Origin of the sequence: Streptomyces sp. NPDC059994 (assembly GCF_042737755.1) — a bacterium.
Lineage (GTDB): Bacteria > Actinomycetota > Actinomycetes > Streptomycetales > Streptomycetaceae > Streptomyces.
Window position 1 is genome coordinate 35850 of sequence record NZ_JBHWUR010000038.1, and the last position, 25526, is coordinate 61375.

Annotated in this window: 24 protein-coding genes; 13 read left to right on the forward strand and 11 right to left on the reverse strand. The window is 71.5% G+C overall.

The features are described 5' to 3' along the window. Nucleotide 1 precedes the first annotated feature (1 nt). From ACFWA7_RS20420 to ACFWA7_RS20445, 6 genes are read right to left on the reverse strand one after another with little or no spacing between them, the layout of a single operon-like run. Nucleotides 2-808: an ABC transporter permease gene (locus tag ACFWA7_RS20420; protein WP_385824399.1), complete on the reverse strand. Its 807-nt coding sequence runs from the start codon at nt 806-808 to the stop codon at nt 2-4. Beyond that, the gene (locus ACFWA7_RS20425; RefSeq protein WP_385539657.1) at nt 805-1572 is read right to left on the reverse strand and encodes an ABC transporter permease; all 768 of its coding nucleotides are present in this window, start codon (nt 1570-1572) and stop codon (nt 805-807) included. The genes ACFWA7_RS20420 and ACFWA7_RS20425 overlap by 4 nt, the downstream gene beginning before the upstream one ends. Then, on the reverse strand, nt 1572-2525 hold the full coding sequence (locus ACFWA7_RS20430; RefSeq protein ID WP_385824401.1) for an ABC transporter ATP-binding protein: 954 nt from the start codon (nt 2523-2525) through the stop codon (nt 1572-1574). Before ACFWA7_RS20430 ends, ACFWA7_RS20425 begins: the two co-directional genes overlap by 1 nt. Beyond that, on the reverse strand, nt 2522-3583 hold the full coding sequence (locus ACFWA7_RS20435; protein WP_385824403.1) for a hypothetical protein: 1062 nt from the start codon (nt 3581-3583) through the stop codon (nt 2522-2524). Before ACFWA7_RS20435 ends, ACFWA7_RS20430 begins: the two co-directional genes overlap by 4 nt. Next, nucleotides 3580-4407 (reverse strand): hypothetical protein, encoded by an 828-nt coding sequence (locus ACFWA7_RS20440; RefSeq protein ID WP_385824405.1) that lies wholly within the window; start codon nt 4405-4407, stop codon nt 3580-3582. The genes ACFWA7_RS20435 and ACFWA7_RS20440 overlap by 4 nt, the downstream gene beginning before the upstream one ends. Continuing rightward, the gene (locus ACFWA7_RS20445) at nt 4404-5615 is read right to left on the reverse strand and encodes a M16 family metallopeptidase (protein WP_385824407.1); all 1212 of its coding nucleotides are present in this window, start codon (nt 5613-5615) and stop codon (nt 4404-4406) included. Before ACFWA7_RS20445 ends, ACFWA7_RS20440 begins: the two co-directional genes overlap by 4 nt. Before the next feature lie 379 nt (nt 5616-5994). Between ACFWA7_RS20445 and ACFWA7_RS20450 the strand changes: the two genes are divergently transcribed. The 6 genes from ACFWA7_RS20450 (at nt 5995) to ACFWA7_RS20475 (ending at nt 14215) form a co-directional block, all read left to right on the forward strand. Next, nucleotides 5995-6804, forward strand: coding sequence for a glucose 1-dehydrogenase (locus tag ACFWA7_RS20450; RefSeq protein WP_385824409.1), 810 nt, complete (start codon nt 5995-5997; stop codon nt 6802-6804). Next, nucleotides 6801-8717, forward strand: a complete 1917-nt coding sequence (locus ACFWA7_RS20455) for a hypothetical protein (RefSeq protein ID WP_385539646.1) — start codon at nt 6801-6803, stop codon at nt 8715-8717. Before ACFWA7_RS20450 ends, ACFWA7_RS20455 begins: the two co-directional genes overlap by 4 nt. Nucleotides 8718-8757: 40 nt before the next feature. Further along, nucleotides 8758-9522: a dTMP kinase gene (locus ACFWA7_RS20460; RefSeq protein WP_385539644.1), complete on the forward strand. Its 765-nt coding sequence runs from the start codon at nt 8758-8760 to the stop codon at nt 9520-9522. Continuing rightward, nucleotides 9519-10742 carry a hypothetical protein gene (locus ACFWA7_RS20465; protein ID WP_385824411.1) on the forward strand — a complete coding sequence of 408 codons (1224 nt, stop codon included), beginning with the start codon at nt 9519-9521 and terminating at the stop codon, nt 10740-10742. Before ACFWA7_RS20460 ends, ACFWA7_RS20465 begins: the two co-directional genes overlap by 4 nt. Further along, nucleotides 10739-11140: an NUDIX domain-containing protein gene (locus ACFWA7_RS20470; RefSeq protein ID WP_385539640.1), complete on the forward strand. Its 402-nt coding sequence runs from the start codon at nt 10739-10741 to the stop codon at nt 11138-11140. Before ACFWA7_RS20465 ends, ACFWA7_RS20470 begins: the two co-directional genes overlap by 4 nt. An 87-nt stretch (nt 11141-11227) precedes the next feature. Then, nucleotides 11228-14215 carry a BTAD domain-containing putative transcriptional regulator gene (locus ACFWA7_RS20475; protein WP_385824413.1) on the forward strand — a complete coding sequence of 996 codons (2988 nt, stop codon included), beginning with the start codon at nt 11228-11230 and terminating at the stop codon, nt 14213-14215. Nucleotides 14216-14233: 18 nt separating this feature from the next. On the opposite strand, the gene ACFWA7_RS20480 is transcribed toward ACFWA7_RS20475, so the two are convergent. Then, nucleotides 14234-14425, reverse strand: a complete 192-nt coding sequence (locus ACFWA7_RS20480; RefSeq protein ID WP_385824415.1) for a hypothetical protein — start codon at nt 14423-14425, stop codon at nt 14234-14236. A gap of 633 nt (nt 14426-15058) precedes the next feature. On the opposite strand from ACFWA7_RS20480, the gene ACFWA7_RS20485 reads away from it, so the two are divergent. From ACFWA7_RS20485 to ACFWA7_RS20505, 5 genes are all read left to right on the forward strand, one after another. After that, the gene (locus ACFWA7_RS20485) at nt 15059-15238 is read left to right on the forward strand and encodes a hypothetical protein (protein ID WP_385824417.1); all 180 of its coding nucleotides are present in this window, start codon (nt 15059-15061) and stop codon (nt 15236-15238) included. A 347-nt stretch (nt 15239-15585) separates the two neighbouring features. Beyond that, nucleotides 15586-15987 carry a hypothetical protein gene (locus ACFWA7_RS20490; protein WP_385824419.1) on the forward strand — a complete coding sequence of 134 codons (402 nt, stop codon included), beginning with the start codon at nt 15586-15588 and terminating at the stop codon, nt 15985-15987. 39 nt (nt 15988-16026) lie between these two features. After that, nucleotides 16027-16305 (forward strand): alpha/beta fold hydrolase, encoded by a 279-nt coding sequence (locus tag ACFWA7_RS20495; protein ID WP_385824421.1) that lies wholly within the window; start codon nt 16027-16029, stop codon nt 16303-16305. 129 nt (nt 16306-16434) lie between these two features. Continuing rightward, a complete protein-coding gene (locus ACFWA7_RS20500; protein WP_385824423.1) occupies nt 16435-17010 on the forward strand; it encodes a PadR family transcriptional regulator in 576 nt (191 codons plus the stop codon). A 37-nt stretch (nt 17011-17047) separates the two neighbouring features. Further along, entirely contained in the window at nt 17048-18766 is a 1719-nt protein-coding gene (locus tag ACFWA7_RS20505) for an acyl-CoA dehydrogenase family protein (protein WP_385539627.1), read from the forward strand. Between the two features lie 88 nt (nt 18767-18854). Here ACFWA7_RS20505 and ACFWA7_RS20510 read toward each other — a convergent pair whose 3' ends face one another. Next, the gene (locus tag ACFWA7_RS20510) at nt 18855-19301 is read right to left on the reverse strand and encodes a MarR family winged helix-turn-helix transcriptional regulator (RefSeq protein WP_385539625.1); all 447 of its coding nucleotides are present in this window, start codon (nt 19299-19301) and stop codon (nt 18855-18857) included. Between the two features lie 99 nt (nt 19302-19400). Here ACFWA7_RS20510 and ACFWA7_RS20515 point away from each other — a divergent pair, with 99 nt between their 5' ends. Next, nucleotides 19401-19793, forward strand: coding sequence for a nuclear transport factor 2 family protein (locus tag ACFWA7_RS20515; RefSeq protein WP_385539623.1), 393 nt, complete (start codon nt 19401-19403; stop codon nt 19791-19793). Between the two features lie 61 nt (nt 19794-19854). Then, nucleotides 19855-20556: a phenazine biosynthesis FMN-dependent oxidase PhzG gene (phzG, locus tag ACFWA7_RS20520; RefSeq protein WP_385824425.1), complete on the forward strand. Its 702-nt coding sequence runs from the start codon at nt 19855-19857 to the stop codon at nt 20554-20556. Between the two features lie 116 nt (nt 20557-20672). Here the strand turns inward: phzG and ACFWA7_RS20525 are convergent, their stop codons facing one another. From ACFWA7_RS20525 to helR, 3 genes are all read right to left on the reverse strand, one after another. Then, a complete protein-coding gene (locus ACFWA7_RS20525; protein WP_385539620.1) occupies nt 20673-21770 on the reverse strand; it encodes a methyltransferase in 1098 nt (365 codons plus the stop codon). A gap of 166 nt (nt 21771-21936) precedes the next feature. Beyond that, nucleotides 21937-22911, reverse strand: a complete 975-nt coding sequence (locus ACFWA7_RS20530; protein ID WP_385539618.1) for a phosphotransferase family protein — start codon at nt 22909-22911, stop codon at nt 21937-21939. Between the two features lie 117 nt (nt 22912-23028). Further along, nucleotides 23029-25200 (reverse strand): RNA polymerase recycling motor ATPase HelR, encoded by a 2172-nt coding sequence (gene helR / locus ACFWA7_RS20535; protein ID WP_385824427.1) that lies wholly within the window; start codon nt 25198-25200, stop codon nt 23029-23031. Nucleotides 25201-25526 lie beyond the last annotated feature (326 nt).

Consider the following 25526-nt stretch of genomic DNA (forward strand, 5'->3'; position numbering starts at 1 on the left):
GTCAGGCGCCCGTTCCCATCGAGCCCGAGCGGCGGCCCCGGAGGGCCATCAGGCGGAACATCCAGGAGGCCGCGACGAGCCAGCCGATGCCGAGCAGCACGGCCCAGCAGGCGGGGATCAGGGCGGGGCCGGTGCCGCCGCTGACGGAACGTATCGCCTTGAGGGTCTGGGTGAGGGGGATCGCCTGCGCCACGGCCCGTACCCAGTCGGGCCAGTACGAGGTCGGCACCTGGACTCCGCAGACCGCCATCATGAGCAGATACGTGGCGTTGGAGATGATGTTGCGGGCGCCGTCGGCGTTGAAGGCCACCGCGGCGACGAACAGGCCGAAGCAGTAGGTGCTCGCCGCGGTGAGGACGACCAGTGCCACCACCGGCAGGATCTGCCCGGCCCGCCAGCTCACCCCGAACGCCGGTCCGAGACCGAACAGCGCGACCAGCGAGGTGACCGTGCCGCTCACCGGCCACTGCAGGCTGCGGCCGATGAACACCCACGAGAGCGGGGCCGGGGCCGCGGACAGCAGGGTGAGGGTGCCGACCCGTCGTTCCCAGGTGGTGGAGACGACGACCATCATCGATTCGATGACGCAGGTCATGACCGCGTTGCCGACGAGCAGATAGCGCGTCTGGTCGGCGGATCCGATGACGTGGCCGAAGACGGCGAAGAAGGTGACCTGAGCCAGCATCCGGCCCAGCCAGCCGAACGTCCAGGTCTTCCAGGTGTACATGTGGCGCATGTCGGCCAGCGCGTTGGCGGCGCTGTAGCGGATGATGCGCGCGGGCGCGGTGATCGATGTCGTGAGGCTCATGAGTGGGACAGCGTTCCTAGTCGGCGGACTCGGCGCAGCACGCGGTGCAGCAGCGCCATTCCGATCAGATGGCTCGCGGCGCCCAGTGCCAAGACGGCGGCCAGGCGGGCGGCGACGTCGTGCGGGGCCGGGGCGGCCAGGCTGTCGCGCAGCAGGTCGCCGCTCCAGGAGAGGAAGATCAGGTGGGACGCCGGACGGAGCCAGAAGGGCAGCATCGCCACGGGGAGGAGGACACCGCTGAGCAGGTAGAACGGGTAGGTGAGGGTGTTCTGAACCGTGCGGGCCGAGGGCAGCAGGATGAACAGCGGGGAGAAGATGGTCGCGGTGGCGGCCATCGCCAGCGCGGTCACCACCAGGCACAGCACGAACGGGAGCGGGTGGCGCACCGCCAGCCACCGGTCGAAGACGAGCCCGGCGACCAGCCACGCCTCCGCGAAGGAGAGCAGACCGAGGGTGGTCACCGCGCAGATCCGCCCGATCACCAGGGTGGAGAGCCGCGCCGGTACGGCGATCAGCGCTTCCAGGGTGCCGGATCTGCGCTCGTCGCCGATCAGCTCGCCGGCGATGAACAGGGCCAGGGTCCACAGCGACATGAGGGTGGGGGACACGATGGCGAACGGGGCGAGGTCGGGCCGCTCCGCGTGCTCCGCGATGGCCATGAAGACCAGTGTGAACAGCGGGGCGGTGACCCAGATCTGCAAGGTGTCCGGGGAGCCCCAGGCGACCCTGAGCTGGAACCGGAAGCCGGTGAGGAAGATCCGCATCAGCCGACCGCCATCCCGCGGTCGCCGATGAGGTGGAGGTAGGCGTCCTCCAGGTTCGGCCGCTGGGTGGACAGTTCGGACACGCCCGCCTCCACCAGCAGTCGCAGTACGGTACGGGTCACCGCGGCGTTGGAGGTCTCCACCCGGAGCCGGCCGGAGGCCTCGCGCTCGACGGAGACGACGCCCGGCAGTTCGGTGAGCGCCTGCCGTGTCTCGGCCGGTACCGCGCCCGCGACCACGCGTTCGTGACGGGGCACCACCTCGCCGATGGCGGAGGGTGTGTCGGTGAGGAGCACGCGCCCCCGGTCGATCATGGTCACCAGATCGCAGACCGCCTCGGCCTCGGCCATGTCGTGCGTGGTGATCAGCACGGTCCTGCGCTCCGCGCGCATTTCGCCGACGAGTCCGCGGAAGTCGCGGGCGGCCACCGGGTCCATGCCCACGGTGGGCTCGTCCAGGAGCAGCACGCGCGGGTCGCCGACCAGCCCGCGGGCCAGGTGAAGCCGCTGTTTCATACCGCGCGAGAAGGTGTCGACGCGGTCGCCCGCGCGGTCGGCCAGGCCGAGGCGCTCCAGCAGTTCGTCGGCCCGCAGCCGCAGCGCGGCGCCGTGCAGTCCGTACATGGCGGCCCAGAAGCGCAGGTTCTGCCGGGCGCTGAGCCGTCCGTACAGACCGCGGTCGCCGCCGAAGACGATCCCGATGTGGCGGCGGACGGCCGCCGCATCCGTGGCGGCGTCGTGGCCCAGGACCTTGGCGCTGCCGGAGGTGGCCTCCAGTACGGTCGAAAGGATCTTGCACAGGGTGGTCTTGCCCGCGCCGTTGGGGCCGACCAGGCCGTGCACCTCGCCGAGTTCGACGGTCAGGTCCACGTCGCTGAGGGCCTGGGTGCGTCTGTCGCTGGCCCGGCCCACGCCGTAGTCGCGGCACAGCGCACGTATCTCGATGGCACTCATCGTGGTCCTTCGGGCAGGTGGGGGAGGGCGGAGAGCGCCGCTTCATAGCGGTCCGGCGCGACCAGTTCGGACTCGACCAGCAGGTAGTCGCCGACCGGGGTCAGCATCAGGGTGTCGCCGCCCGCGTGGTGCTCCACCGCGCGCCGCCAGTCGGACCGGTGGGCCCGGCGCAACTCCATGCCGTAGCGGATCCGTTGGGCCGCGGCGCCCCGGGCGGTGGCCGCGCCGCGCAGCTCCCGCTCCTGTTCGGCGGCCGGCTCCAGGCGTCGGCGGAGCTCGTCGAACGGGCCGAGTGGCGCGCACCGTCCGGCGCGGGCGAGCAGCTCCGCGACCTCCGGGGCCAGCCGGAACTCGCGGACCGTCGCCTCGGCGTCCACGACCGAGTCCGGGCCGACCTGGGAGAGGACGATCGCGTCGATCGCGTCGACGGCGTGGAAAGCGCGCTGGAAGCGTTCCTCCGCGATCGCGAGGAGGCTGGTGAGCACGTCGTCCGCCGGGGGCCGGGAGCGTACGGGCAGCATCGCGCCGTCCCCGAAGTAGGCGGCGGTGCCCACCTCGATCTTGGCATCGCGGTCGAGCAGGGGGTCCAGCGGCGCCCAGGAGAGGGTGGCCATCATGTGCCGGTGCTCGCCGTCGACCAGGGAGTAGTCGATCGCGTCGACGGTCTGGTGGTCGAGCACCACCCGGACGACGTTCCAGAGTTCCCTCTCGCCGGAGACGACCAGATCGAGGTCGCCCGTCGGCCGCAGGACGCCTTCGGGGTAGTGCTGGGCGATCGCGGGTCCCTTGAGCACGCGTACGGGGTGGACGGCCGAGACCGCGGTGTGCAGACGGCGGTAGCCGTCGGCCCGGGTCCGGGCGCGGCGCAGTTCGTCGGTGGATCCGGTGCCCAGCCGGTGACCGGCCCGCTCGGCGACCGAGAGGACCAGTTGGACGAGCGACTCCCGGGTGGCCCTGGCCCGGCGGACCAGGAAGCGCACGTCGTCGTCGGGGGAGAGGTCGAACAGCCGGTACAGCAGCGGCAGATCGACCGAGTCGGCGCGGGCGCGGGTACTCATGCGGAGGTCTCCTCGTCGGGGCGGGGGCGGCGCCAGAAGCGGTGGTCGAGGCACCAGCCGCGCTCCAGCAGGGACGCCACGACCCGGGCGCCGCTGTCGGGGCCGGCGCTGTCGTGCACGACGTTGCCGAACAGCGGCCGTTCCCGTTCGGCGGCGAGGGCGGCGCACGCGGCGACCAGTGCCGTGGTGCCGGGGCGTACGACGTCGCTCTCCTCGACCAGCAGGTCGAACAGGTCGACGAACTCGGTGCCGGTGACCTCGTCCTGGGCCTCGGTCAGTACGGTGGCGTGACCGACCGGGCGGCCGTCACGGGTCAGCAGGAAGGAGACCCGGCCGGGGGCGTGGAGTACGTCGGTGGCCGCGGCGTCGATGAGCTCTCCGGTCCGCACGTCCTGGGGCCCGTATCCGTAGCCGTCGGCGATCGCGCGGGCCAGCCAGCCCGCGATGAGCGCGTCGTGCTCCGGTCCGGCCGGGATGATGCCGAGACCGGCCGGCGGGCCGGGGGCCGGCGCGGCGGCGCCGGTGTGGCGCACATAGCTGAGGGACGGCCGCCAGGGTGCGGGCAGTCGGGTGTCGCCGGGCGCGCGCAGCAGCAACGCCGTGGCCTCGGGGTGGGCGGCGGCGAGCTGCCGTTCCAGCTCGGCCAGGGCGGCGGGAGTGGCCAGCAGCTCAGGGGCGGCGTACTCCACCAGACAGCCTTGTTCCCGGGTGACGGGGTCGGTCTGCGCTCCCGCCACATAGACGTGGTGGTCGATCTCGGCCCGCATCCGCTGCTCTCGGGCCCAGGCGAGGTAGGCGGGGGAGACGGTGGCCTGGGTGCTCATGACGCCTCCGGCCGTACGACGACGGTCAGTTCGCCCAGCACCTCGGCCGCCGCCGCGCGGACCTGCTCCGCGTCGACGGCGTCCAGGGCCGCCAGCTCCGTGGCCAACGACCACGCGGTGGTGCCGGCGCGGCTGCGCTGGGCGACCATGCGCAGATGGTCCAGCGGCGACTCGCTGTCCAGGATCAGCCGCATCCTGGCCTGTCGGTGGGCGGCCGCCAGGTCGTCCGGGTCGGGTCCTGCGGACGCCAGTTCGGCCAGGATCTCGCGCACGATGCCGACGACCGTCTCACCGTTGCCCGGTTCGATGCCGACCAGGACCCGCCATGCGCCCGCCTCCTGGTAGCCGCGGTCCCAGCACGCGAACGTGTAGGCCAGTCCGGCCTCGTTGCGCAGTCTGCGGTAGAGCGGGGACGAGGGGCTGTCGCCGAGCAACTGGGCCAGGATCGCGAAGCGGCGGCGGCGCGGGTCGTCGGCCCCGGTGGAGCGGGCTCCGACGCAGACCCAGCCGTACTCGTCAGGCCAGGTCACGGCAGGGTCCGCGGGCTCGGCGAGAGGGGGCAGGGACTCGGCGGGCGGCGGGATGGCCGCGGCCGGCACGGTGCGCCCGAGGCCGTCGAGACGTGGCAGCCGGGGCCCGGTCACGACCAGCGTCATGGCGCTGGTGAGGAACCTGGTGCGGTGTCCGACCAGTACGTCGGGGAGGGTGGTCCGGAGGATCTGTCCGACGTCGCCGCCGACCGGCCGTCCCAGCGGGTGGCCGGGGAACAGCCGGGCCAGGAAGGCGTCCTGCACGACGTCGCCCGGGTCGGCCTGCGCCGCGGCGAGCTCCTGCAGGACCGCGTCGCGCTCGGTGTCGAGGACCGCTTCGGTCAACTCGGGCCGGAGCACGGCCTGGTGCAGCAGCCGAGCCACCGTATCGGCGTCGTCGGCGTGCACCTGGGCGTAGAAGAGCATGATGTCGAGCCCGGTCTCGGCGTTGGCGTGGCCGCCGAGCCGTTCCACCTGCTCGCAGAAGGAGGGACGCCCGTCCAGCGGGGCCGACATCAGCGTGTGCTCCAGCAGATGGGCGAGGCCGCCGTGCTCCGCCGGATCGTCGCGGGAGCCGTAGCGGGCGGCGAGGCAGATGCTGGTCGTGCGCAGCCGCTCGTCCAGCAGCGCGATCGTCGGCAGTGCGGAAGGTACGACGACGGTGGGCGAGCTCGGCATCTCGGCCTTTCCTGGGTTTCTCGGACGGTTTGTACGGAGAGACAAAGCAGGGCGGAGCAAGTGCTCCGCCCTGCTTTTTATGAGCGGAAATTACCGCTGCTTCGTCGACGTCTTGTCCAGACGCGGACGGAGCGACACCTTGTGAGCTCGCATTTTGGTTCCCTCCCTCCATCTCTCGATCCGTCGGGGGTGCCCCAGAAACATATGAGCATCAGAAACGCCACGTCAAGCCCGGATCGAACGACTCATTCGTTTTTCTCGCGTATAGATAATTCGTTGATGAGCCGTATATGTGTGACCGTTCCGACGTAGATCAGAGATATATGGGAGCTTGCCAGGCTGAGCGGCTCACCAGCAGATGAGAGGGGTCCGGCCAGCCATGACCGACCAGCTGCCGATGGCAGGAAAAAGCGCCCTGATAACCGGTGCGGGTTCCGGAATCGGCCGATCGATAGCCTGGGGACTGGCCCGGTCCGGCGCCCGCGTGGTGCTCAACGACCGCGACTGGAGCAGTATGGAGGGCCGTCGCCGGGAAAAGGAGGCCCGGGAATATCTGGACGGTCTCGGCGCCGACTACCAGCTCATCGAGGCGGATGTCTCATCGGAAGGCGCGGTGAAGGACATGTACCAGCTCGCGCTGAGCGGGACGAACTCCCTCGACTTTCTGGTGAACAATGCCGGTGAGCAGCTCCCCGCCGCCACTCATCTGCATTCCCTCGCGGATTTCTCCCGTGTTCTCGACACCAATCTGGTCGGCGCGTTCCTGTGCGCCAGAACGGCTCTCGACCACTTCGTGCGCACCGGCGTCCGTGGCGCGGTCCTGAACATCACGAGCGTCCACGAGACGGTCCCCAAGCCCGGGTTCGCCAGCTACGCGGCGAGCAAGGCGGCGCTGCGGATGCTCACCGCCACCCTGGCCCTGGAGTACGCGGGGCACGGGATCCGGGTCAACGCCATCGCCCCGGGCGCCATCGACACGGAGATGAACCAGGACTGGGTGTCCGACCCGGCAAAGAAGGCCCGGGCCGAAGCGCGCATACCGCTGGGCCGGATCGGACAGCCCGATGAGGTGGCCGGCCTCGCCCTCTTCCTGCTCTCCGACGCCGCGCGCTACATCACCGGCCAGTCGGTGCTCATCGACGGCGGCCTCAGCCTGCACACCGACTTCCAGCACGAGTGGGCCTCGTGAACAACGTCATAGCCCTCGACGGGGCCGACAACTCGGGTAAGACCACCCAGCTGAGGCTGCTGCGGCGGGCGACCGGGGACGCGGTACGGATCGGCGAGAGCGTCCACCACTACCAGCCGCGGTGGCCCCGGCTCTCCGGCGCCGAGCTGGCCCACTGGTGGTTCACCGAGTCGCGCAGCGAGGACCTCGTCACGCTGCTCCTCGACGGCTACCGCAGGCGCCTGGACGCGCTCACCGGTGGCCCCGGCCGGGTGATCCTGGACCGCGGCCTGGCCACCGTCGAGGCGAGCTGTGTCGCCTCCGTCATGCTCAAGGACGACCTCTCGGCGCGGGACGCCGAGGCCATGGTCGCCGGGTTGCGCGCCGAGATCCTGGGCGACCCTGCCCCCGAGCCGTACAGCGTTCTGCTGAACCTGGGCCCGGCGGCCGAAGGGGCCGCGCTCAGCATCGGACGGGAGCGAGGCGCGGACGAGCGGTACGCCCGGTACCAGCACCTGTTGCACGCCGCCCTGGAAACCCGGCGGAGCCGGCACGCCGCGGTCATCGACGCGAACCGGGCCGACATCGTCGCCGTGCAGAACCAACTCCGGTGCCGGCTGTCCCAAGTCGACCTCCCCGTAGGGCCGTTGCTGGGCGACGTCCGGCGGGTCATCGGCCTCGGTGGTCTGTCGGAGTGCGGCAAGAGCAGCGCCGGGGAGTATCTGCGCCACCGGTTCGGCACCACCCGACTGAAGCAGGGTTACCTGATCGAGCTGGCGGCGGCCCGGCACGGCCTCGCGGATCCCTACGGCGAGGAGCCCCGACTGCTGGCCGAGCTGGTCGTCGACGAACTGGACCGCTACGCCCACGCGCACTACTACCTGCTCGACTACACGATCGAGAGTCTGCACCGCCCCGATATCACCAGGGAGCTGAAGCGCCTCCTTGGCGAGCGTCTCAGCGTCGTCTATCTGGACGCCGCCCCGCAGGTGCGCGCCCGGCGCGCGCTCGTCGACCCGGCCGCCCTGGCCCACAACGACGAGGTGAAACGGGCACGGGGAGCCGACCGGATCGCCGCGACCTGCGACCTGCTCATCGACAACAACGGCCCCCGCCCGGATCTGGAGCGCGCGCTCGACCGCCTGATGACCGGTGCCACCGCACGCCCGGCCGCCGCGTCCCTGCGGGTGACCGATCCCCTGGAGCTGGCGGCGCCGACCTCGCTGCGACACGCCGCCGCCACCGCCCTGCACGGGATCCGGACCGCGCTGGGTGAGCGGCTGCTGCTGTTCGCCGTGGCCGGCAGCGTCGGGTTCGGCACCGCCGACGCCGAACTCAGCGACCTCGACGTCCTGCTGGTCGTCGAGACCGGGTGCACCACCGACCTCGCCGCCGAACTGGTCAGGCTGCGGCGCGAGTTGGGCGTCAAACTCGGCGTCACCGTGCTGACCCGCCACGAGCTGCTGCTGCAGCGCTGCGACTCGCGTACGTTCAGTGCGCTGTACTCGCTCGGGCAGGGCCGGATCGGCTGCCAGTACGTCAGCGCGGACCTGGAACTGCCGGACTTCACCGGATCGCAGCGCCATCAGCACACCATCCACTACCTGGCCCAGACCCTGCACGAGATCCGGCGTCCCCTGCTCGGCGTCGAGACGAGCCGCTACCGCCTGTACAAGTCGGTGCTGAACGCCGCCAAGATGCTGCTGCGGCTCGCCGGTGTCGACGAGACCGACCCGGCCGCCATTTCCTCCCAGTTCGAGCGGACGTTCCCCGCTCGGGGCAGGGCCCGCATCCCGGACCGGACGGAGTACCGGGAGTTGGGGCAGGACGAGATCGCGGCGGTCGCGTCGTCCGTCCTGCACTGGTTCGAGGAGTACCTGGCCACCGCCCCCACGTCGACGGCCGCCGACCTGGCAACCCTGACCGCAGTCTGAATTCGTAGGAGTACCGCATGATCCGTAGGAGCACCGCACTGTGAAGATCGACGACAACGTTCCCGACCCGGGCGAGGTGATCCGGCCCTACCCCCACCTGGCTCCGGTACGCAACATCGGCCCCGCAGCCGCCGAGGCGGTGCCGCCGGGCCGGCTCATCGCGCTGGAGGGGTCCGACGGCGCGGGCAAGACCACACAGATCGAGCTGCTGAAGGCGGCGCTGACCGCCGACGGCTGGGACGTGCGGGTCTGCGCGTTCATCCGGAACCCGCTCATCTGGCACTCCAAGGCGCGCGGCAAGTACGACAACTGGGATCCGTACACCATGGCGCTCATGTACGCCTCCTCGCTCGTCGACCTCGTCAACCGGGAGGTGCTCCCGCACCTCGCCTCGGGCGGTGTGGTCATCATGGACCGCTACCTCTACTCCGTCATGGGCCGTTCGGAGGCGCGTGGCTGCGACCGGCAGTGGCTGACCGCGCTGCTCGCCCCGGCCGCCCTGCCGCACCGCACCCTGCATCTGCGCACTCCCGTCGCGGAGTGCTTCGACCGCAAGGCCGCGCTGTCGACGACGTTCTCGTACTGGGAGTGCGGGGTGGACGTGCACGGCGACGACGCGCTGCGGTTCGCCGGTCCCAAGGAGGCCTACCGGGACAGCTTCATCGCCTACCAGCAGCGTGTCCAGGACATCGTCGAGGACCTGCTGAAGGACGCCGACGCACTCGGCCTGCCGGGAGCGGAGCGGGAGACGACGGCGGCTCGGGCGGCGCAGTGGGTGCGGGCCGGCCTGGCCGGGTCCCCGTGACCGCGCCCGCGGCCGCGGTCTCCCTGCGGCAGCTGCTGGCCGACCGGGCCGGCGCGGACGACTGGGCCGGCGTCGAGGCGCTCAGCGGTGTCGAGGTCCTCGACCCCCTGCCGCCCGCCGCCGGGGACCGCGCCCCCGCCTGGCGGCACGCGCTGGCGTCCCGGGGCTACCGGATCACCGACGTGAGCGAGCTGAAGAACTCGACCTGCGGCTTCGCCCAGCGGGACGGACGGCCGTACTTCTTCAAATACGTACGCGCCCGCAGCGCCGTCGCCGAGCTCGCGGGCTATCTGGACTTCGGCGCCGCGGGCAACCGGGTGCCGGCCCTGCTGTCCCTGCTGCGCACGGACGCGGGGACGGTCATGGTGTACGAGTACCTTCCGTCGATGGGGCTGGGGCGGGGCACCCTGTTCGACCTGCTGTGCCGGGCCGAGCGGGCCGGCACCCTGCTGCCGCAGCGGGAGGTCGAGCCGCTGCTCGACCGGATCCGCGCGAACTGTGCCCGGCGCACGGTGAGTTCGGATTCGCCCATCGACGCCTTCTTCGCCCGCCGTGTCACCGAACGGATCGTCCCGTGGTACTTCGAGCGCCACCGGCCGTGGCTGGACCAGCAGGTGGTGGTCAACTCGGTGACGCAGCCCGTGACGATGCGGGACGCCATGGAGGGCACCGCGGCGTTCTTCCAGGGCCTCGGCGCACGCGAATGCATGCTGTCCCAGGGCGACTTCAGCGAGACCAACGTGGGCAGGGGAGCGGTCTTCGTCGACCTGAGCAACGCCGGGCACAACGATGTGCGCGGGGAGTTGGCGACCGCCTTCTGGTCGCTCTTCCTCGGCGGTGGATACCTGTTCCCCAAGTACCACCCGGCCGCCTACCGGTGGCGGGAGGCCCCCTACGCCGACGCGGCCCCGCTCTGCCGGGCGCGCCTGGAGTCCCGCACCGCGACGCTGCGCATCGACCTCGCGCACCGGCTCTCACCCGCCCGGGCCGACCTGCTCAGCCGCCTGCTGGACGTCTTCGCCGACGCCTTCGGCCCCGGGCTCTTCGACCGCAGGCTGGCACCGTACCTGGTCATGCGGGCGGTCGGCGTCCTCGACCTCGACACGCTCGACCCCGCGGACCGGGCCGTGTGCACCGCTCTGGTGCTGCACTTCTGGAACGAGCGCGACGACCTCGGTAACGTCCTGCGCACACTTGTCGATCATGGGAGGACCCGATGAAGGCCCGCGCCGTGGCGATCGTCCGGAAGGACGACGCCGTGCTGCTGATCCACCGCCGCAAAGGCGGCGTGGAGTACTACACCCTGCCGGGCGGAGGCGTCGAGGAGGGGGAGACGCCCGAGCAGGCGTGCGTACGCGAGCTGGCCGAGGAGACGGGGCTGCGCGCCGCCGTGGAGTCACCTCTGCACACCCTCGACAACGCGGGCCGCGCCGAGCACTACTTCGTGATGGGCCCCGCCACGGGTACGCCGCGCCTCGGCGGCCCGGAGAGCGAGCGCGACTCCGGCGACAACCAGTACCGGCTCGTATGGGTGCCCCTGGCCGACGTGGCGTCCATCGGTCTGAAGCCGGACGCCATCACATCGCACCTGGTCGGAATCCCCAACACCGTAAGATGATCCTCCGTTTACCGGTTTGCGCCAGATCGCTGGAGACCAGCAGCCGGTGAGAGTTGTGCGCGCGCCGGGGGAACTGTGGAATTCTTCATGCTCGGATCCATGGGCATCCAGATCGGCGGGACCGTCGTGCCCGGCGGCCCGCCCCAGCAGCAGGCGACCCTGGCCGCGCTGGCACTCCGCTCCGGCCACGTCGTCCCCCTGCACGAGCTGATGAGCGCCGTATGGGGGGAGGCGGCACCGGGCTCCGCGGTGATGATCCTGCGGACCTATGTGTGGCGGCTGCGCAAGATCCTGGAGAGCGGCGGCTGCGATCCGCAGGTACTGGCTTCCGTCAACGACGGCTACCGGCTCGCGGTGCCGCCCGCTTCGGTCGACGCGTTCCGCGTCGAGCAACTGGCCGCGGACGCGGCACGTGCCCGTGAGGCCGGACGCCACGACGAGGGAGCCGCACTGCTCGCCGAGGCCGTGGCGCTGTGGCGCGGCGAGCCGCTGGCGGGGGTGCCGGGGCCGTTCGCCGAGCAGCAGCGCTCCCGGCTGTCCGAGCTGCGCGTGCAACTGCTGGAGGAACGGTTCGCCCTGGACCTCCTGCTGGGGCGGCACACCCAGGTCATCCCGGAACTGACCGCGTTCATCGGCGAACAGCCGCTGCGCGAGCGGCCCTACGGATTCCTGATGCGCGCACTGTACGCCGCCGGGCGCCAGGGCGACGCGCTCGCCGTGTTCGGGACGGCGCGCGAGGTGCTCGCGGCGGAGCTGGGGCTGGATCCGGGGCCGGAGCTGCGCACGCTGCACCAGCGGATCCTGGCCGGGGACGACGAACTGGTCACACCCGCTCCGGCCCCCGCCACGTCGCCGTCCATCCGGGAAGAGGCTGCCGGGGCCGCGGGCCCGTCCTCCCCCCTGCGCCCGGCGCAACTCCCCGCGGACATCGCCGACTTCAGCGGCCGGGCCGGAACGCTCTCCGCGCTGTGCGAGGCCCTCGCCGATCGGGGCCGCACCGCTTTGGCCGTGGCCACCGTGAGCGGAATGGGCGGCATCGGCAAGAGCGCGCTGGCCCTGCGGGTGGCCCATCGCGTCAAGGAGGAGTTCCCCGACGGCCAGCTCTACGCGGACCTGCGCGGCACCGGCGCGGACGCGGCCGACCCCGGCGCGGTCCTGGCCAGTTTCCTGTCCGCGCTGGGCGTGCCGCGGCAGGAGGTGCCCGGCTCCGTGGAGGACCGCGCCCGGCTGTTCCGTACGGTCCTCGACGGCCGCAGGGTCCTCCTGCTGCTCGACGACGCCCGCGACACCGCGCAGGTCAAGCCGCTGCTGCCGGGCGCCGTCCACTGCGCGGTCGTGGTGACCAGCCGGGCCCACCTCTCCGGTGTGCCGTCCGGCACGCATGTCCAGCTCGCGGAGTTCAGTCCGGCCGAAGCCCTGTCCCTGCTGCGGCACATCGTCGGCGCACACCGGGTCGACCGGGAGGAGGCCGCCGCGGTCGCCCTGGTCGGCGCCTGCGCCCATCTGCCCCTGGCGGTGCGCATCGTGGCCGCCCGGCTGGCGGCCCGGCCGGGCTGGACGGTGGCGTACCTGCTGGCCCGGCTGGCGGACGAACGACGGCGGCTGAGCGAACTGCGGGCCGACGACCTGGCCGTCTCCGCCGTCTTCGAGCTCGGTTACCGCCAGTTGACCGCGAGACAGGCGATGGTGTTCCGCTCGCTGGCCCCGGTGGCCTGGCCGAGCATCGGCCTGCCCGCCGCGGCCGCGGCGCTGGGTCTTGGCGAGCCGGAGACGGAGACCCTGCTGGAAGCGCTGGTGGATGCCGCGCTGCTCGAATCGCCGGAAGCGGGACGCTACCGCTACCACGAGCTCGGCCGGGACTTCGCGCTGCATCTGCCGCGGCCGGACACCGACGCGCCGGGCGAGGCGGACTTCGCGGTGGAGCGCCGACTGCTCCACCATCTGCTGCGGATGGCGGCCGAGGCGTTCCAGCGGATGGTGCCGGGGGACTCGGTGCACAGCACGATCTCCGTCGTGACCGCGGAGCCGGGGGAGCACCGGCTCGCGACCTTGGCGCAGGCGCGCGCATGGGTCGTGGCGGAGTTCGACTGCGCCGTCCACGCCGTGCAGCTCCTGGTCGCGCGAGGGGACAGCGCCGAACCGGACCTGCTGACAGTGGCGGCGGACATGCTGGTGGCCCTCAGCTCGTTCGGCCAGGACATCCCGTACGGGCGGATGGCCCTCACGGCAAGGGCGCTGGCCCGGGTCTCGGCACAGCACGGCAACCACCACGCTGCCGGGCGCGCCCACTTCATCTGCGGCAACGCGGCGCTCCAGGCGACCCAGCTGGCGCAGGCCCGGGCCGACTCCCAACTGGCCGCCGAGGCATGCCGCCGGGCCGGGGACCGCGCCATCCTGCAACAGGCGTACAACGACCTGGGCGTCATCGCCCAGTTCGAGCAGCGCTACGACGACGCGGCCGAGCACTTCGACCAGGCGCTCGCCCTGGCCCGGGAGCTGGGGCACCGCTCGGGCGGACTGACCACCACCCTCAACGCCGCGCTGGCCAGGATCCGCGGGGGCAGGGCCGACGAGGCGCTGCCCGCCTGCGACGAGGCGCTGAGCGCACTGCGCGAGATGGCGGACCACCACGGCATCGCCCACGCACTGTGCGTACGCGGCCAGGCGCTGCACGAACTGGACCGTTTGCCGGAGGCGCTGGCCGACTACGCGCAGTGCCTGGAGGTCTGCGAAGCCGAGAGGATTCCGGGCCGGCGGGCGCAGGCCCTGTACCGCTACGCCGAGACCCTGCGCGTCCTGGGCCGCGTCGAGCCGGCGCTGGACGCGGCCGGCCGCGCGGTGGCCTACTTCCGGACCGTGCCCGACCGTGACCGCGACCGTGGGTACGCGCTGCTGATCCACGCCCGTATCTCCGCCGGCGCCGGTCACGACGAACAGGCGCTGGCCCACTCCCGGGAGGCGCTGGAGGTCTTCACCCGGGCCGGTCTGCCCGAGGCCGCACAGGCGCGGCTGCTCGTGGACGCCACCGGGGTCATGGCGGTGCAGGGCAGGGGGGTCCGCCCTACACCGGCATGACCCCGGTGACAGCCTCCGTCACGCCTTGGTGTTGAACTCCTCGGGGCCGCCCTTTCCGGGGTGGAGGGGGCCGTCGGCCAGGGAGGTCCGTGCCGCGTCACCGGAGTGGACCGCGGACAGGACCGGTCCCGAGACGGCGAGGAGGGCAGCGACGAGCGCCGGGACGAGAACGGTCATACGGCGGGCGCCGGACTTCAGGTTGTGCTGCACGGGATTCCCTGTCTTTCGAGGAGGCCTACGGCTGCGACCTGGCCTTCGGGTTGTTCTGCGCCGAGTGTCGCAGCGGGGCATCTATGTTTCATATACGGGCGATCGCGGACGTGGCCGCGGCCGGCCGCATCCAGCGATGCCCGGGCATCGCGGAGCGCGGGCGTTGACCGTCGAAGCATGCCCGCATGGACACTCCCGCCGACGACGGCACACCAGAGCAAGCGGGCTACCGCCGGTCGGCGGGGTCGCCGCGCGGCGAGGCCCGACGCCGTGACCTGCTCGACCGCGTCACCGACGGCCTCGCCGTCAACGGCCTGGTCGACTTCTCGCTCCGGCGTGCGGCGCGCGCGGCGGGCACCACGCACAAGGTGCTCCTGTACTACTTCGACGGGGCCGACGACCTGCTCAAGCAGTCGTTCTTCCAACTGCGCGAGAAGCGCACAGGACAGGCGTGGGCCGCCGCCACCGACGAAGGGTCGGCGCGTCGCACGCCGGCTGAGTGGGTGCGCACGGTGTGGCCCGACCTCGTCGGAGCGGAGGCGCGCGTACTGGAGCAGGCCATCGGCCTGGCGATGTACGACCCGGACCGCTATGCGGAACTCGGCCGGGGGGCGTCGGAGCAGTATCTGCCCCGTGCTGCTGTCCGTGTGCCCGGAGCACTGGTCCGGACAGCGCAAGCACGAGGTCGCCGAGATGGTCCTCGCGACGTTGCGGGGCTTCCTGGTGGACGCGCGGACCAGCGGCGGCACGGCGGGGATCGCGGCCGGCTTCGAGGCGCTGGCCCGCGCACTGGAGCGGGAGGAGGCCACGTGACCCCTGCCTGCCCGCTCAACTCGCCTTGGGGTGCGGCCCGTTGATCCGCATGGACAGCATGTGAACCACGTGGTTCACATGCTCCGTGGGGTGGAGACTCCACCACTCGGAGGTCGACATGAGCGTGTCCGTAGAGCGCGAGAAGGTCCGTTTCGCCAGTGGTGGCGCCGAGTGCGCCGCCTGGCACTATCCGGTACCAACCAGGCGTGCGTGATCATGGCCGCCGGTGGTGCGGTGACCAAGGAGCCCGGCACCGACCCGTTCCCCAGGCGGTTTCACGACGCCGGGTTCTCGGTCCTCGCCTTCGACTACCGGCACTTGGGGAGAGCGGCGGCCATCCGCGCCAGGTGGTGCCCATCGGCGAGCAACTGGCCGACTGGCAGGCCGCGATCGCCTGTGCCGCGACGCTGCCGGGAGTCGACCCGGCCAGACTCGCGATCTGGGGTTTCTCCCTGTCGGGCGGCCATGTGTTCCCCGTCGCGGCGCGCAACCCGCGGCTGGCGGCGGCGATCGCGCAGACGCCGTTCGCCGACGGGCCGGCGGCCACGCGCAGCGCGGCCGGCCACCAGAAGCCGCTCGCGGCGCTGCGCACGACCGGCCGGGCCCTGCTCGACTCCCTCGGACAACTGGTCGGCCCGCGGCCCGTGTTGGTGCCGCTCGCGGGCGAACCCGGGACCGTCGCGCTCCTCACCACACCCGACGGTGTCGACGGCGACAGGGCGCTCAACCCGGGCAACGCCTACCCGTAGTGGCAGCAGACGGTCGCCGCCCGCACGGCTCTGCGCCTGATGTTCTACCGGCCCGGATGCCAGCCCTCCCGTATCGCGTGCCCCCTGCTGGTCCTCGTGTGCGACCAGGACCAGTCGGCACTCCCCGGACCTCCGGCCGACGCCGCCCGGCAAGCACCGCGCGGGGAACTCGCCCGTATGCCGGGCGGCCACTACGAACCCTTCCTCGACGGCCACGAACGCGCCGCCGACACCGAGCTCGCATTCCTGTTCCGGCACCTGCCCACCGACCCGGCGCCGCATCGCCCCGCCCCGGGCACCGATGGCGCCACGCTCTGACGTGACGCTGCCGATCGACGCCTGACCCGACCCCGACGAGCCGCACCGCCCCCGCGGTCCCGGGTGATCCGGGTCTCACTCGGGCGGTACGGCTTGGCTATGCAACGAGTTGCATAGAAGGATCGCGGTATGGCGCTCGAACACGCGATCCTCGTCTCCCTGCTGGAGAAGCCGGGCTCAGGCTATGAGCTGGCCCGGCGGTTCGAGCGGTCCATCGGCTACTTCTGGACAGCGACGCACCAGCAGATCTACCGCGTCCTCAAGCGCATGGAGAGCGACGGCATGCTCGCCGTCCGCGAGGTGGCCCAGGAGGGCCGGCCGGACAAGAAGGAGTACTCCGTCGCCGGCCCCGGCCGCAGCGCCCTCTCCCAGTGGCTGCACGAGCCGATCGAACCCGAGAGCCTGCGGCACGACCTCGCCGTGAAGATCCGCGGTGCGGCCTTCGACGACCCGGCCGCGGTGATCCACGAGGTCGAGCGGCACCGCCAGGTGCACAGCGACCGGCTCGCCCACTACCTCGCCGGGGAACTGCGCGACTTCACCGGCCCCGCCGCCCCCGCTCCGCTCGACACCGGTCAGGAACTGCAGCACGTCGTGCTGCGGGGCGGCATCGCGTACGAGCGGATGACGATCGCCTGGCTCGACGACGTCCTCGCCACCATCCACCGGCTGTCCACCGGCGCACCGACCACCGATGACCACTGACCCTCGACTCCGAACCCCTTTCGAAAGGCGGACCTCCATGGCCGACGCCCTGCTGTTCAACCCGCGTACCTACGACCCGGCGCACTTCGACCCCGAGACCCGCAGGCTGCTGCGCGCCACCGTCGACTGGTTCGAGGAGCGCGGCAAGCGCAAGCTGATCGAGGACTACCGCTCCCGCGCCTGGCTCGCGGACTTCCTCGCCTTCTCCGCCAAGGAAGGCCTGTTCGCCACCTTCCTCACCCCGGCCTCGGACGCCGGGAACGAGGACCAGCGCTGGGACACGGCCCGGATCGCGGCCCTCAACGAGATCTTCGGGTTCTACGGCCTCGACTACTGGTACGCCTGGCAGGTCACGATCCTCGGCCTCGGCCCCGTCTGGCAGAGCGACAACGCCGCCGCCCGTGCCCGCGCGGCCGAACTCCTCTCCCAGGGCGAGGTGTTCGCCTTCGGCCTGTCCGAGAAGACGCACGGCGCCGACATCTACTCCACCGACATGCTCCTTGAGCCCGACGGCGACGGCGGCTTCCGGGCCACCGGCTCCAAGTACTACATCGGCAACGGCAACGCCGCCGGGCTCGTGTCCGTCTTCGGCCGCCGCACCGACGTCGAGGGCCCGGACGGCTACGTCTTCTTCGCCGCCGACAGCCGCCACCCGGCGTACCACCTCGTCAAGAACGTCGTGGACTCCTCCAAGTACGTCAGCGAGTTCCGCCTGGAGGACTACCCGGTCGGCCCGGACGACGTCCTGCACACCGGCCGCGCCGCCTTCGACGCCGCCCTCAACACGGTCAACGTCGGCAAGTTCAACCTGTGCACCGCCTCGATCGGCATCTGCGAGCACGCGATGTACGAGGCCGTCACCCACGCGCACAACCGCATCCTGTACGGCCGTCCCGTCACCGCCTTCCCGCACGTACGGCGTGAGCTGACCGACGCGTACGTCCGTCTCGTCGGGATGAAGCTGTTCAGCGACCGGGCCGTCGACTACTTCCGCTCCGCCGGACCCGACGACCGCCGCTACCTCCTCTTCAACCCGATGACGAAGATGAAGGTGACCACGGAGGGCGAGAAGGTCATCGACCTGATGTGGGACGTCATCGCCGCCAAGGGCTTCGAGAAGGACAACTACTTCGCCCAGGCGGCTATCGAGATCCGCGGACTGCCCAAGCTGGAGGGCACGGTCCACGTCAACCTCGCGCTGATCCTCAAGTTCATGCGCAACCATCTGCTGGCCCCCGCCGAGTACGCGCCCGTCCCCACCCGCCTCGACGCAGCCGACGACGCGTTCCTCTTCCAGCAGGGTCCGGCCCGGGGCCTGGGCTCCGTACGCTTCCACGACTGGCGCGCGGCCTACGACGGCTACGCCGCACTCCCCAACGTCGCCCGCCTCCGCGAGCAGGCCGACGCGCTGTGCGAGTTCGTCACCACCGCGGCCCCCGACGAGGAGCAGAGCCGCGACCTCGACCTCCTGCTCGCCGTCGGCCAGCTGTTCGCGCTCGTCGTCCACGGCCAGCTGATCCTGGAGCAGGCCCGTCTGACGGGCCTGGACGAAGACGTGCTGGAGGAGCTGTTCGCCGTTCTCGTACGTGACTTCTCCGCGCACGCCGTGGAGTTGTACGGCAAGGACTCCGCCACCGGGCAGCAGCAGACCTGGGCGCTCGGCGCGGTCCGGCGTCCCGTCGTGGACGAGGCCCGCTCGGCGCGCGTCTGGGAGCGTGTCGAGGCGCTGTCCGGGGCGTACGAGATGCGGCCGTGATGCGCTGACCCCACCTGCCTTGGCCCACCGGCGCGTCAGCCGCCGGTGGGCCATTCGTGTTTCCCGACGGTGACAGGCGCCGCGCCACTCACTGGGCGAACGGGCCCTCGGCCGTGAAGCGGCGCAGCTGGTGGGCGAAGGCCTCGGCCTCACCCGGCGGCCAGGAGGACAGGCTGGCCGTGATGTGGGCGGCCAGCCGCGTACGCAGCTCTGTCACCGCGAGCCGGCCCTCCTCGGTGAGGACGAGCAGCTGTGCCCGCCGGTCGTCGGGGTCCGCCTCGCGGCGGACGAGCCCGGCGGACTCCAGCCGGGAGGCCCGGCGGGTGACACCGGAGCGGTCGATTCCGACATCGGGGGCCAGATCGGCCGCGCTGCGCGGGCCCGTCCGTGCCAGTGCGCTGAGCACCGGGTACGTCACCTCGTCCACCCCCTCGCCGATGCCGGTGGTGAGCTGTCGGTGCAGCTGCGCGCGCGTGGTGCGGCGCAGCAGAATCCCCAGCGCCTCCGCGATCTCATGCCCTACTTCGTTGTCCACCTCCCAAGAATAACGTGCGCAGCGCACGCGTTTCCTGTTACGGTGTCATCGATGCGTGCGCCACGCACGCACTACGGGGCTTGTGTGAAGGGAACCGTCATGAACCGCACCGGCATCAGCGCCGCCCTCAACGACCTGCTGTTCAACCGCGACATCACCGTGGAGGCGGCGGCCGAGCGCCATTTCACCGCGCAGTACCGCCAGCGCACCGACGGGGAGTGGGCCGACCGCGCCGAGTTCATCGAGCACATCTCCCATCTGCGGACCGTCGTCGCCGACGGCCGTGTCACGGTGCACGAGGAGCTGTACGACGGCGGCAAGTACGCCGACCGGCACACCGTCGACGTCACGAAGAAGGACGGCTCGACGGTGAGCATGGAGGTGTACGTGTTCGCCGACCTCGCGCCCGACGGACGCTTCCACCGCATCGAGGAGACCACCTTGATGCTCCGGGGCTCCGATGCCGACCGGAATCTGGGCAGCGCCCGCTGAGGCACCGTCGACGCCATCGAGGTCGCGGGACATGATGTTTCGACGAGCGAAAGGATTCTTCATGCCTGACCTGTCCCAGTCGAACGGATCTCCCGTCAACACCTCCAACAGCCGTGGGAGCGCCCGCGGTTCCGAGACGCTCACCGGCGGCATCGAGGTGGACTTCCCCGAGTTCCGCACGCCGCCCCCCGAGCCGATGGGGTTACTGGCCTTATGGCTGGAGAGCAGCATCGCGCACCGGGTGCGGGAGCCGCGCGCGCTGGCCCTGGCCACCGCCGACACCCGGGGCCGTACGTCCTCCCGCATCGTGGTGCTCAGCTCGTTGACGGACGCCGGGATCGTCTTCCTCACCCACTCCGACAGCCAAAAGGGCCGGGAACTGGCGGAGAACCCTTGGGCGTCCGGCGTCCTGTACTGGAGGGAGACCAGTCAGCAGATCACGCTGGCGGGCCCGGTGAGTCGCTTGTCCGACGCCGAGACGGACAGCATGTGGTTCGCGCGGCCCGTCTTCACGCACGCCATGAGCACCGCCTCCCGGCAGAGCCGGCCGCTGGACGACCTCGATCAGGTGGAGCAACTGCGCTCCAGCGCACGGGCGTTGGGTGAACCGCAGCAGCCGCTGCCGCGCCCCGCGACCTTCACGGCCTACCGGCTCACGCCCGACTCCGTGGAGTTCTGGGCCACCGGCACCGAGCGGCTGCACGAGAGGCTGCGCTACGACCGCACCGACGGCGGCTGGAAGACGAGCAGGCTCCAGCCGTGACGGCCGTAGAACGCTGACGGTCTTGCCTGACCGACGGGGACTTCGGGGCCGGGACGGGGGTGGCGCCCATCGGGTATGCGCCGGCCCGGCCCGGCTCCGTCACGTCGTGTGGAGCCTCAGTCGGCCGCGACCGCCTCGATCACCGACGCGTGCGGCGAGGCTTCCAGAACATGTGCGACCGCGAATCCCGCCCTGGCGAGCAGCGCCTCGTACTCCGCGCGGGTGCGGCCCTTTCCGTTCAGGACCGTCATCATCAGCACATCGATGGTCTTCCCCGGGTGCGGGTCGTTGCCCGCCGGGATCATCGCGTTGATGACAAGGAGGCGTCCGCCCGCGGGCATGGCCTCGCGGCATGTCCGCAGGATGCGGACGCACTCCTCGTCCGGCCAGCTGGCCAGCACGTGCTTGAGGAGGTAGACGTCGGCGCCGGACGGCACGGAGGCGAAGAAGTCCCCGGCCTGGGCGCTCCAGCGTCCGGCCAGCTCCGGGGTGTCGAGTACGTGCCCGGCCACCACGCTCTCCAGGTCGACCAGGGTGCCCGTCATGTGCGGGTTGCGACGCAGGATCGCGCGCAGCAGACCACCGCGCCCGCCGCCCACGTCGACGGCGCTCGTGGCCCCGGAGAAGTCGACGGCCTCGACGACGTCGTTGCTGAGCGTCTCGGAGAACGCCGCCATGCTGGAGTTGAAGGCCTTGCCGAGTTCCGGGTCGGCGGCGACGTGGTCGTAGAAGGGGACGCCGTACACGTTCTCGAAGGCGGTGCTGCCCGTGCGTACGGCCTCGTGGAGCTGGGCAGCCGACTGCCAGAAGACCGGCTCGCCGCGCACCATGATGTAGTCGCGCAGCGACCGCTCGGTGTCCGTGCGCAGTGGCTGCGCGAGAGGTGTGAGGTGGAAGCGGCCCTCTTCGTCCTCGCGGAAGACACCCCTGGTGGCGAGGAACCGCAGGAGCCGGTAGAGGTGGGGGCCGTCGACTTCCGCGGCCTTGGCGAGTTCGTCGGCGCTGCGCGGTCCGGCCGCCAGGTGGTCGGCGATACCGAAGCGCGCGGCGGTGTGCAGGGCCGCCGAGTACAGGTAGCCCAGGGAGAGTTCGAGTAACTCGCCCGTCACCTGGTCCGGGGCGGCGGGGGAGCCGGGAGGCTGTTCGGCTTCCGAGCCGTGCGGGGTGCCGGATGTCTGCGAAGCTCCTGTGGCTTCCGGGCGAGCGCCTGCCATCGGTGAGGTCCCCTCTCTCATCCCTTGTGCGACACAAGGGTGCATGGAATGTATGTACGATCCAGCAGCGGCGCTCCAGCCTACGTCCGGCACTTTGCGTTTCGCTCAAGTACCGCGTGAGTTGCTCCGAGTCGGCGCAGTGCGCGCGCCGGCGCCCGCGTGGCGGCTACGGGAGCCGCGAGCCCAGCCGGGTCCTGAGCCATTCGAGTGCGGCGGCGCCCTGCGCGGCCTGGAAGGCGCGCAGGGTCGGCAGTCCGGGCGGCGCGCTCCGCAGCGACTGGCGTACGAAATAGCCGGCCAGCCCGGCGAGGGTGGCGGTCACACCTTCGGGCTCGGCGTCCCGGCCCACCGGGTGTGCGGTGAAGAGCTCGTCGGGGTCGGGGCCTCCCTGGGCACGCACGCAGGGCAGCATCAGGAGCAGGTCGAACCAGGGCGCGGCCCGTACGGCGTGCGGCCAGTCCACGAAGACGACGCGGCCGTCGGCGGTCAGCAGCATGTTGTCGGCGCGCAGGTCGCCGTGGGCGAGGGTATCGCCCGAGGCGGACTCACCCCAGGGCGCGGCGAGGTCGGCGAGAGCGGCCAGGTTCCGCTGGACCCAGGGATCGAGCCGGTCCCGGCGGCTTTCGCTGTCGCCGTCCCCGTCGAGGAGTTGCTCCCACCCACGGAAGGACTCCGCCTCGCTCTCCACGACGGAACGGACGTCGAGGGGCGCCGGGGTGAGGGTGTGCGCGAGCTCGCCCACCGCGTGCAGGACGCGCGACAACTCGTCCGCCCGCCACGGCACGTGGGGCTGACGTCCGTCGACGTCCTCGAAGGCAAGAGCCACCCAGGTCGCGTCGTCGTGGGTGGCCAGCAGCCGCGGGGCGGGCACACCGAGCGGCAGGGCGGCGGAGACGCGGGCCTCGGCTCGGTGGAGCACCGGACTGCCGGGGTTGGCCTCGGCGCTCACCGCCTTCACGAAGGCACGCCGCCCGTCCGCCAGCCGCACGCGCGCGGCCACTCCGGGCGAGAATCCGCCGCGCTGGGTCACCGCGTCGGTGACCGGCGCGCCCAGTCGTGCCTCAAGTCCGCACCGGACGTGCTCGGGGACCTGGCCCCAGTCGGTGCGGACTCCGGTGGCGGGCGGTGCGCTGATGTTCATGCCGTCATGGTCGACGAGGCCGCACGGCGAAAGCGAGAGGTTTTTGTGTGGGTGCACTCACACGACCGGTCGGCCCCCCCCGCCACACCTCTGGGGTGTGGCGGGGCACGGTCGCGGTCAGGCGCTCGTGAGGATGACGAGTTGCCGGGTCGCGCGGGTCATCGCGACATAGCGGTCGACGGCTCCTTCGATGCCGCTGCCGTACGTCTGCGGGTCGATGAGGACGACCAGGTCGAACTCCAGCCCCTTCGACAGTGTCGGCGTCAGCGAACGCACCCGGGACGTCTCCCGGAACCCCGGATCACCGATGACGCAGGCCACCCCCTCGTCATGGGCCGCGAGCCAGCCGTCGAGGATCGAGTCCAGCTCCGAAACCGGTCCGTGGACGACGGGGATGCCGCTGCTGCGGATCGAGGTCGGCACATTGGCGTCCGGAAGTGCGGCCCGGATGACCGGCGCGGCTTCCGTCATGACCTCTTCCGGCGTCCGGTAGTTGACGCTCAGGGAGGCCACCTCGATCCGGTCGAGCCCGATCCGCTCCAGCCGGTCCCGCCACGACTCGGTGAACCCGTGCCGGGCCTGGGCGCGGTCGCCCACGATGGTGAAGCTCCGGGACGGGCAGCGCAGCAGCAGCATCTGCCACTCGGCGTCGGTCAGTTCCTGGGCCTCGTCCACGATGATGTGGGCGAACGGGCCGGCGAGCAGGTCCGGTTCGGCGGAGGGCAGTGCGCTCTCGTCGATCAGGGTGTCCTGCAGGTCCCGTCCGTGCAGCATCCCCAACGCGCCTTCGCTCTCGTCGATCTCGACGTTCTGCAGCAGGCTGTCCATGACGTCGGCCCGACGGGCGCGTTCCGCGGCGGCTGCGGCCTCGCGGCGGTGCTTGCGCGTGGACGCCTCCGCGTCGCCGAGCCGTTGCCGTGCGGTGTCCAGGAGCGGCAGGTCGGACACCGTCCAGGCCCGGGCCTCCTCGCGCTGGAGCTTGCGTACGTCGTCGGCGCTGAGCCAGGGGGCGCACTTGCGCAGGTAGGCGGGCACCGACCACAGGTCGCCGACGAGGTCGGTCGCCTCCAGCATCGGCCACGCGCGGTTCAGGGTCCCGATCAGCTCCCGGTTCTGCAGCAGCGACCTCCGGAGCAGCTGGGGCGAGACCTCGTCCTCGTCCTCGTACTCGTCGGTGTGCTTGTCCATCAGGATCGTGAGCAGCTCCTCAAGGATCTGGTCGCGCGCCTCGTTGTGCGGAGTGCCGGGCTCCACGGCCGCGAACGCAGCGGCCCAGTCGGCGGCGCTCAGCCAGACGTCGGACCAGTGGGTCGAGACCGTCATTCCCTTGGTGGGCGCCTCCTCGTACATGCCGACGGCCGGCTCGATCGCCTTCGCCATGTCCGCGGACGACTTCAGACGAGCCACGTCCGGGTCGGTCTCGGTCGCCGCTGCGGCTCCCTCGGCGACCAGGTCCCGCACCAGGCAGGTCTGCACGCCCTCCTCGCCGAGGCTGGGCAGGACGTCGGCGACGTAGTCCAGGTAGGGCCGGTGCGGGCCGACGAACAGCACGCCGCCTCGGCGGTGGCCGAGACGCGGGTCGGAGTAGAGCAGGTGGGCGGCGCGGTGCAGGGCGACGACCGTCTTGCCCGTACCCGGGCCACCGTCGACGACGAGAGCTCCGCGCGATCCCGCGCGGATGATGGCGTCCTGGTCGGACTGGATGGTGGAGAGCACGTCGCGCATCCGGGCCGACCGGTTGCCGCCCAGGCTGGCGATGAACGCGGACTGGTCGTCGAGTGCGGCGCGCCCCTCCAGCCCCTCGGGGGTGAACACCTCGTCCCAGTAGTCGTTGATACGGCCGCGCGTCCAGCGGTACCTGCGGCGGCTCGTCAGACCCATCGGGTTGGCGTGGGTCGCCGCGAAGAACGGCTCGGCCGCGGGGGAACGCCAGTCGACGAGCAGCCGACGGCCCGTGCTGTCGGTGAGACCCAGGCGTCCGATGTACACGGGCTCGGCGCCGTCCTTGGGAACGACGCGCCCGAGGCACAGGTCCAGGCCGAAGCGGCGCAGGGTGCGCAGGCGGCCGGTCAACCGGTGGATCTCCATGTCCCGGTCCATCGCCTCCCGGCCGATGCCGCCGGGCGCCCTGCGCGCGGCTTCAAGGCGGTCGGACAGTTCGGCGATCGACTGCGCGAGGCGCTCCGCCATCGCCGCGAAGTGCTGCTCGTCGCCGTCGATCAGCGCCGGGTCGGCCTTGAGGGAGAGGCGCTCGGGGAGGTCGAACGCGCTGGTGGTCACGGTGTTCACGCCATCAGCTCCGATCCGAGGCGGCTGCCGCGACGACCGACGGCGCACACACCCGCAGCCCGGTGCCGAGCGCCCGCCGACGGCAGCGTGAGACCTCCAACCAGCTCGACGTCACCGCACGACCTGTGAACCGACAACAACACACGCACTTCGTGAGTCCCCCTTTTTTGCTTCAGGTGCTGACCTGGATTCGCGATTCTGCCCCACCCCTGGGGCCTTGCGGCAAGCCCCCCAGTGCGCTATAAGTTGAGAGTGGCAAGGAGTGGTTATACCTCCTTGCCTTTTTTGTTTGCTCCGAACGGTCAAACCCGCGCCCGCCATGACGT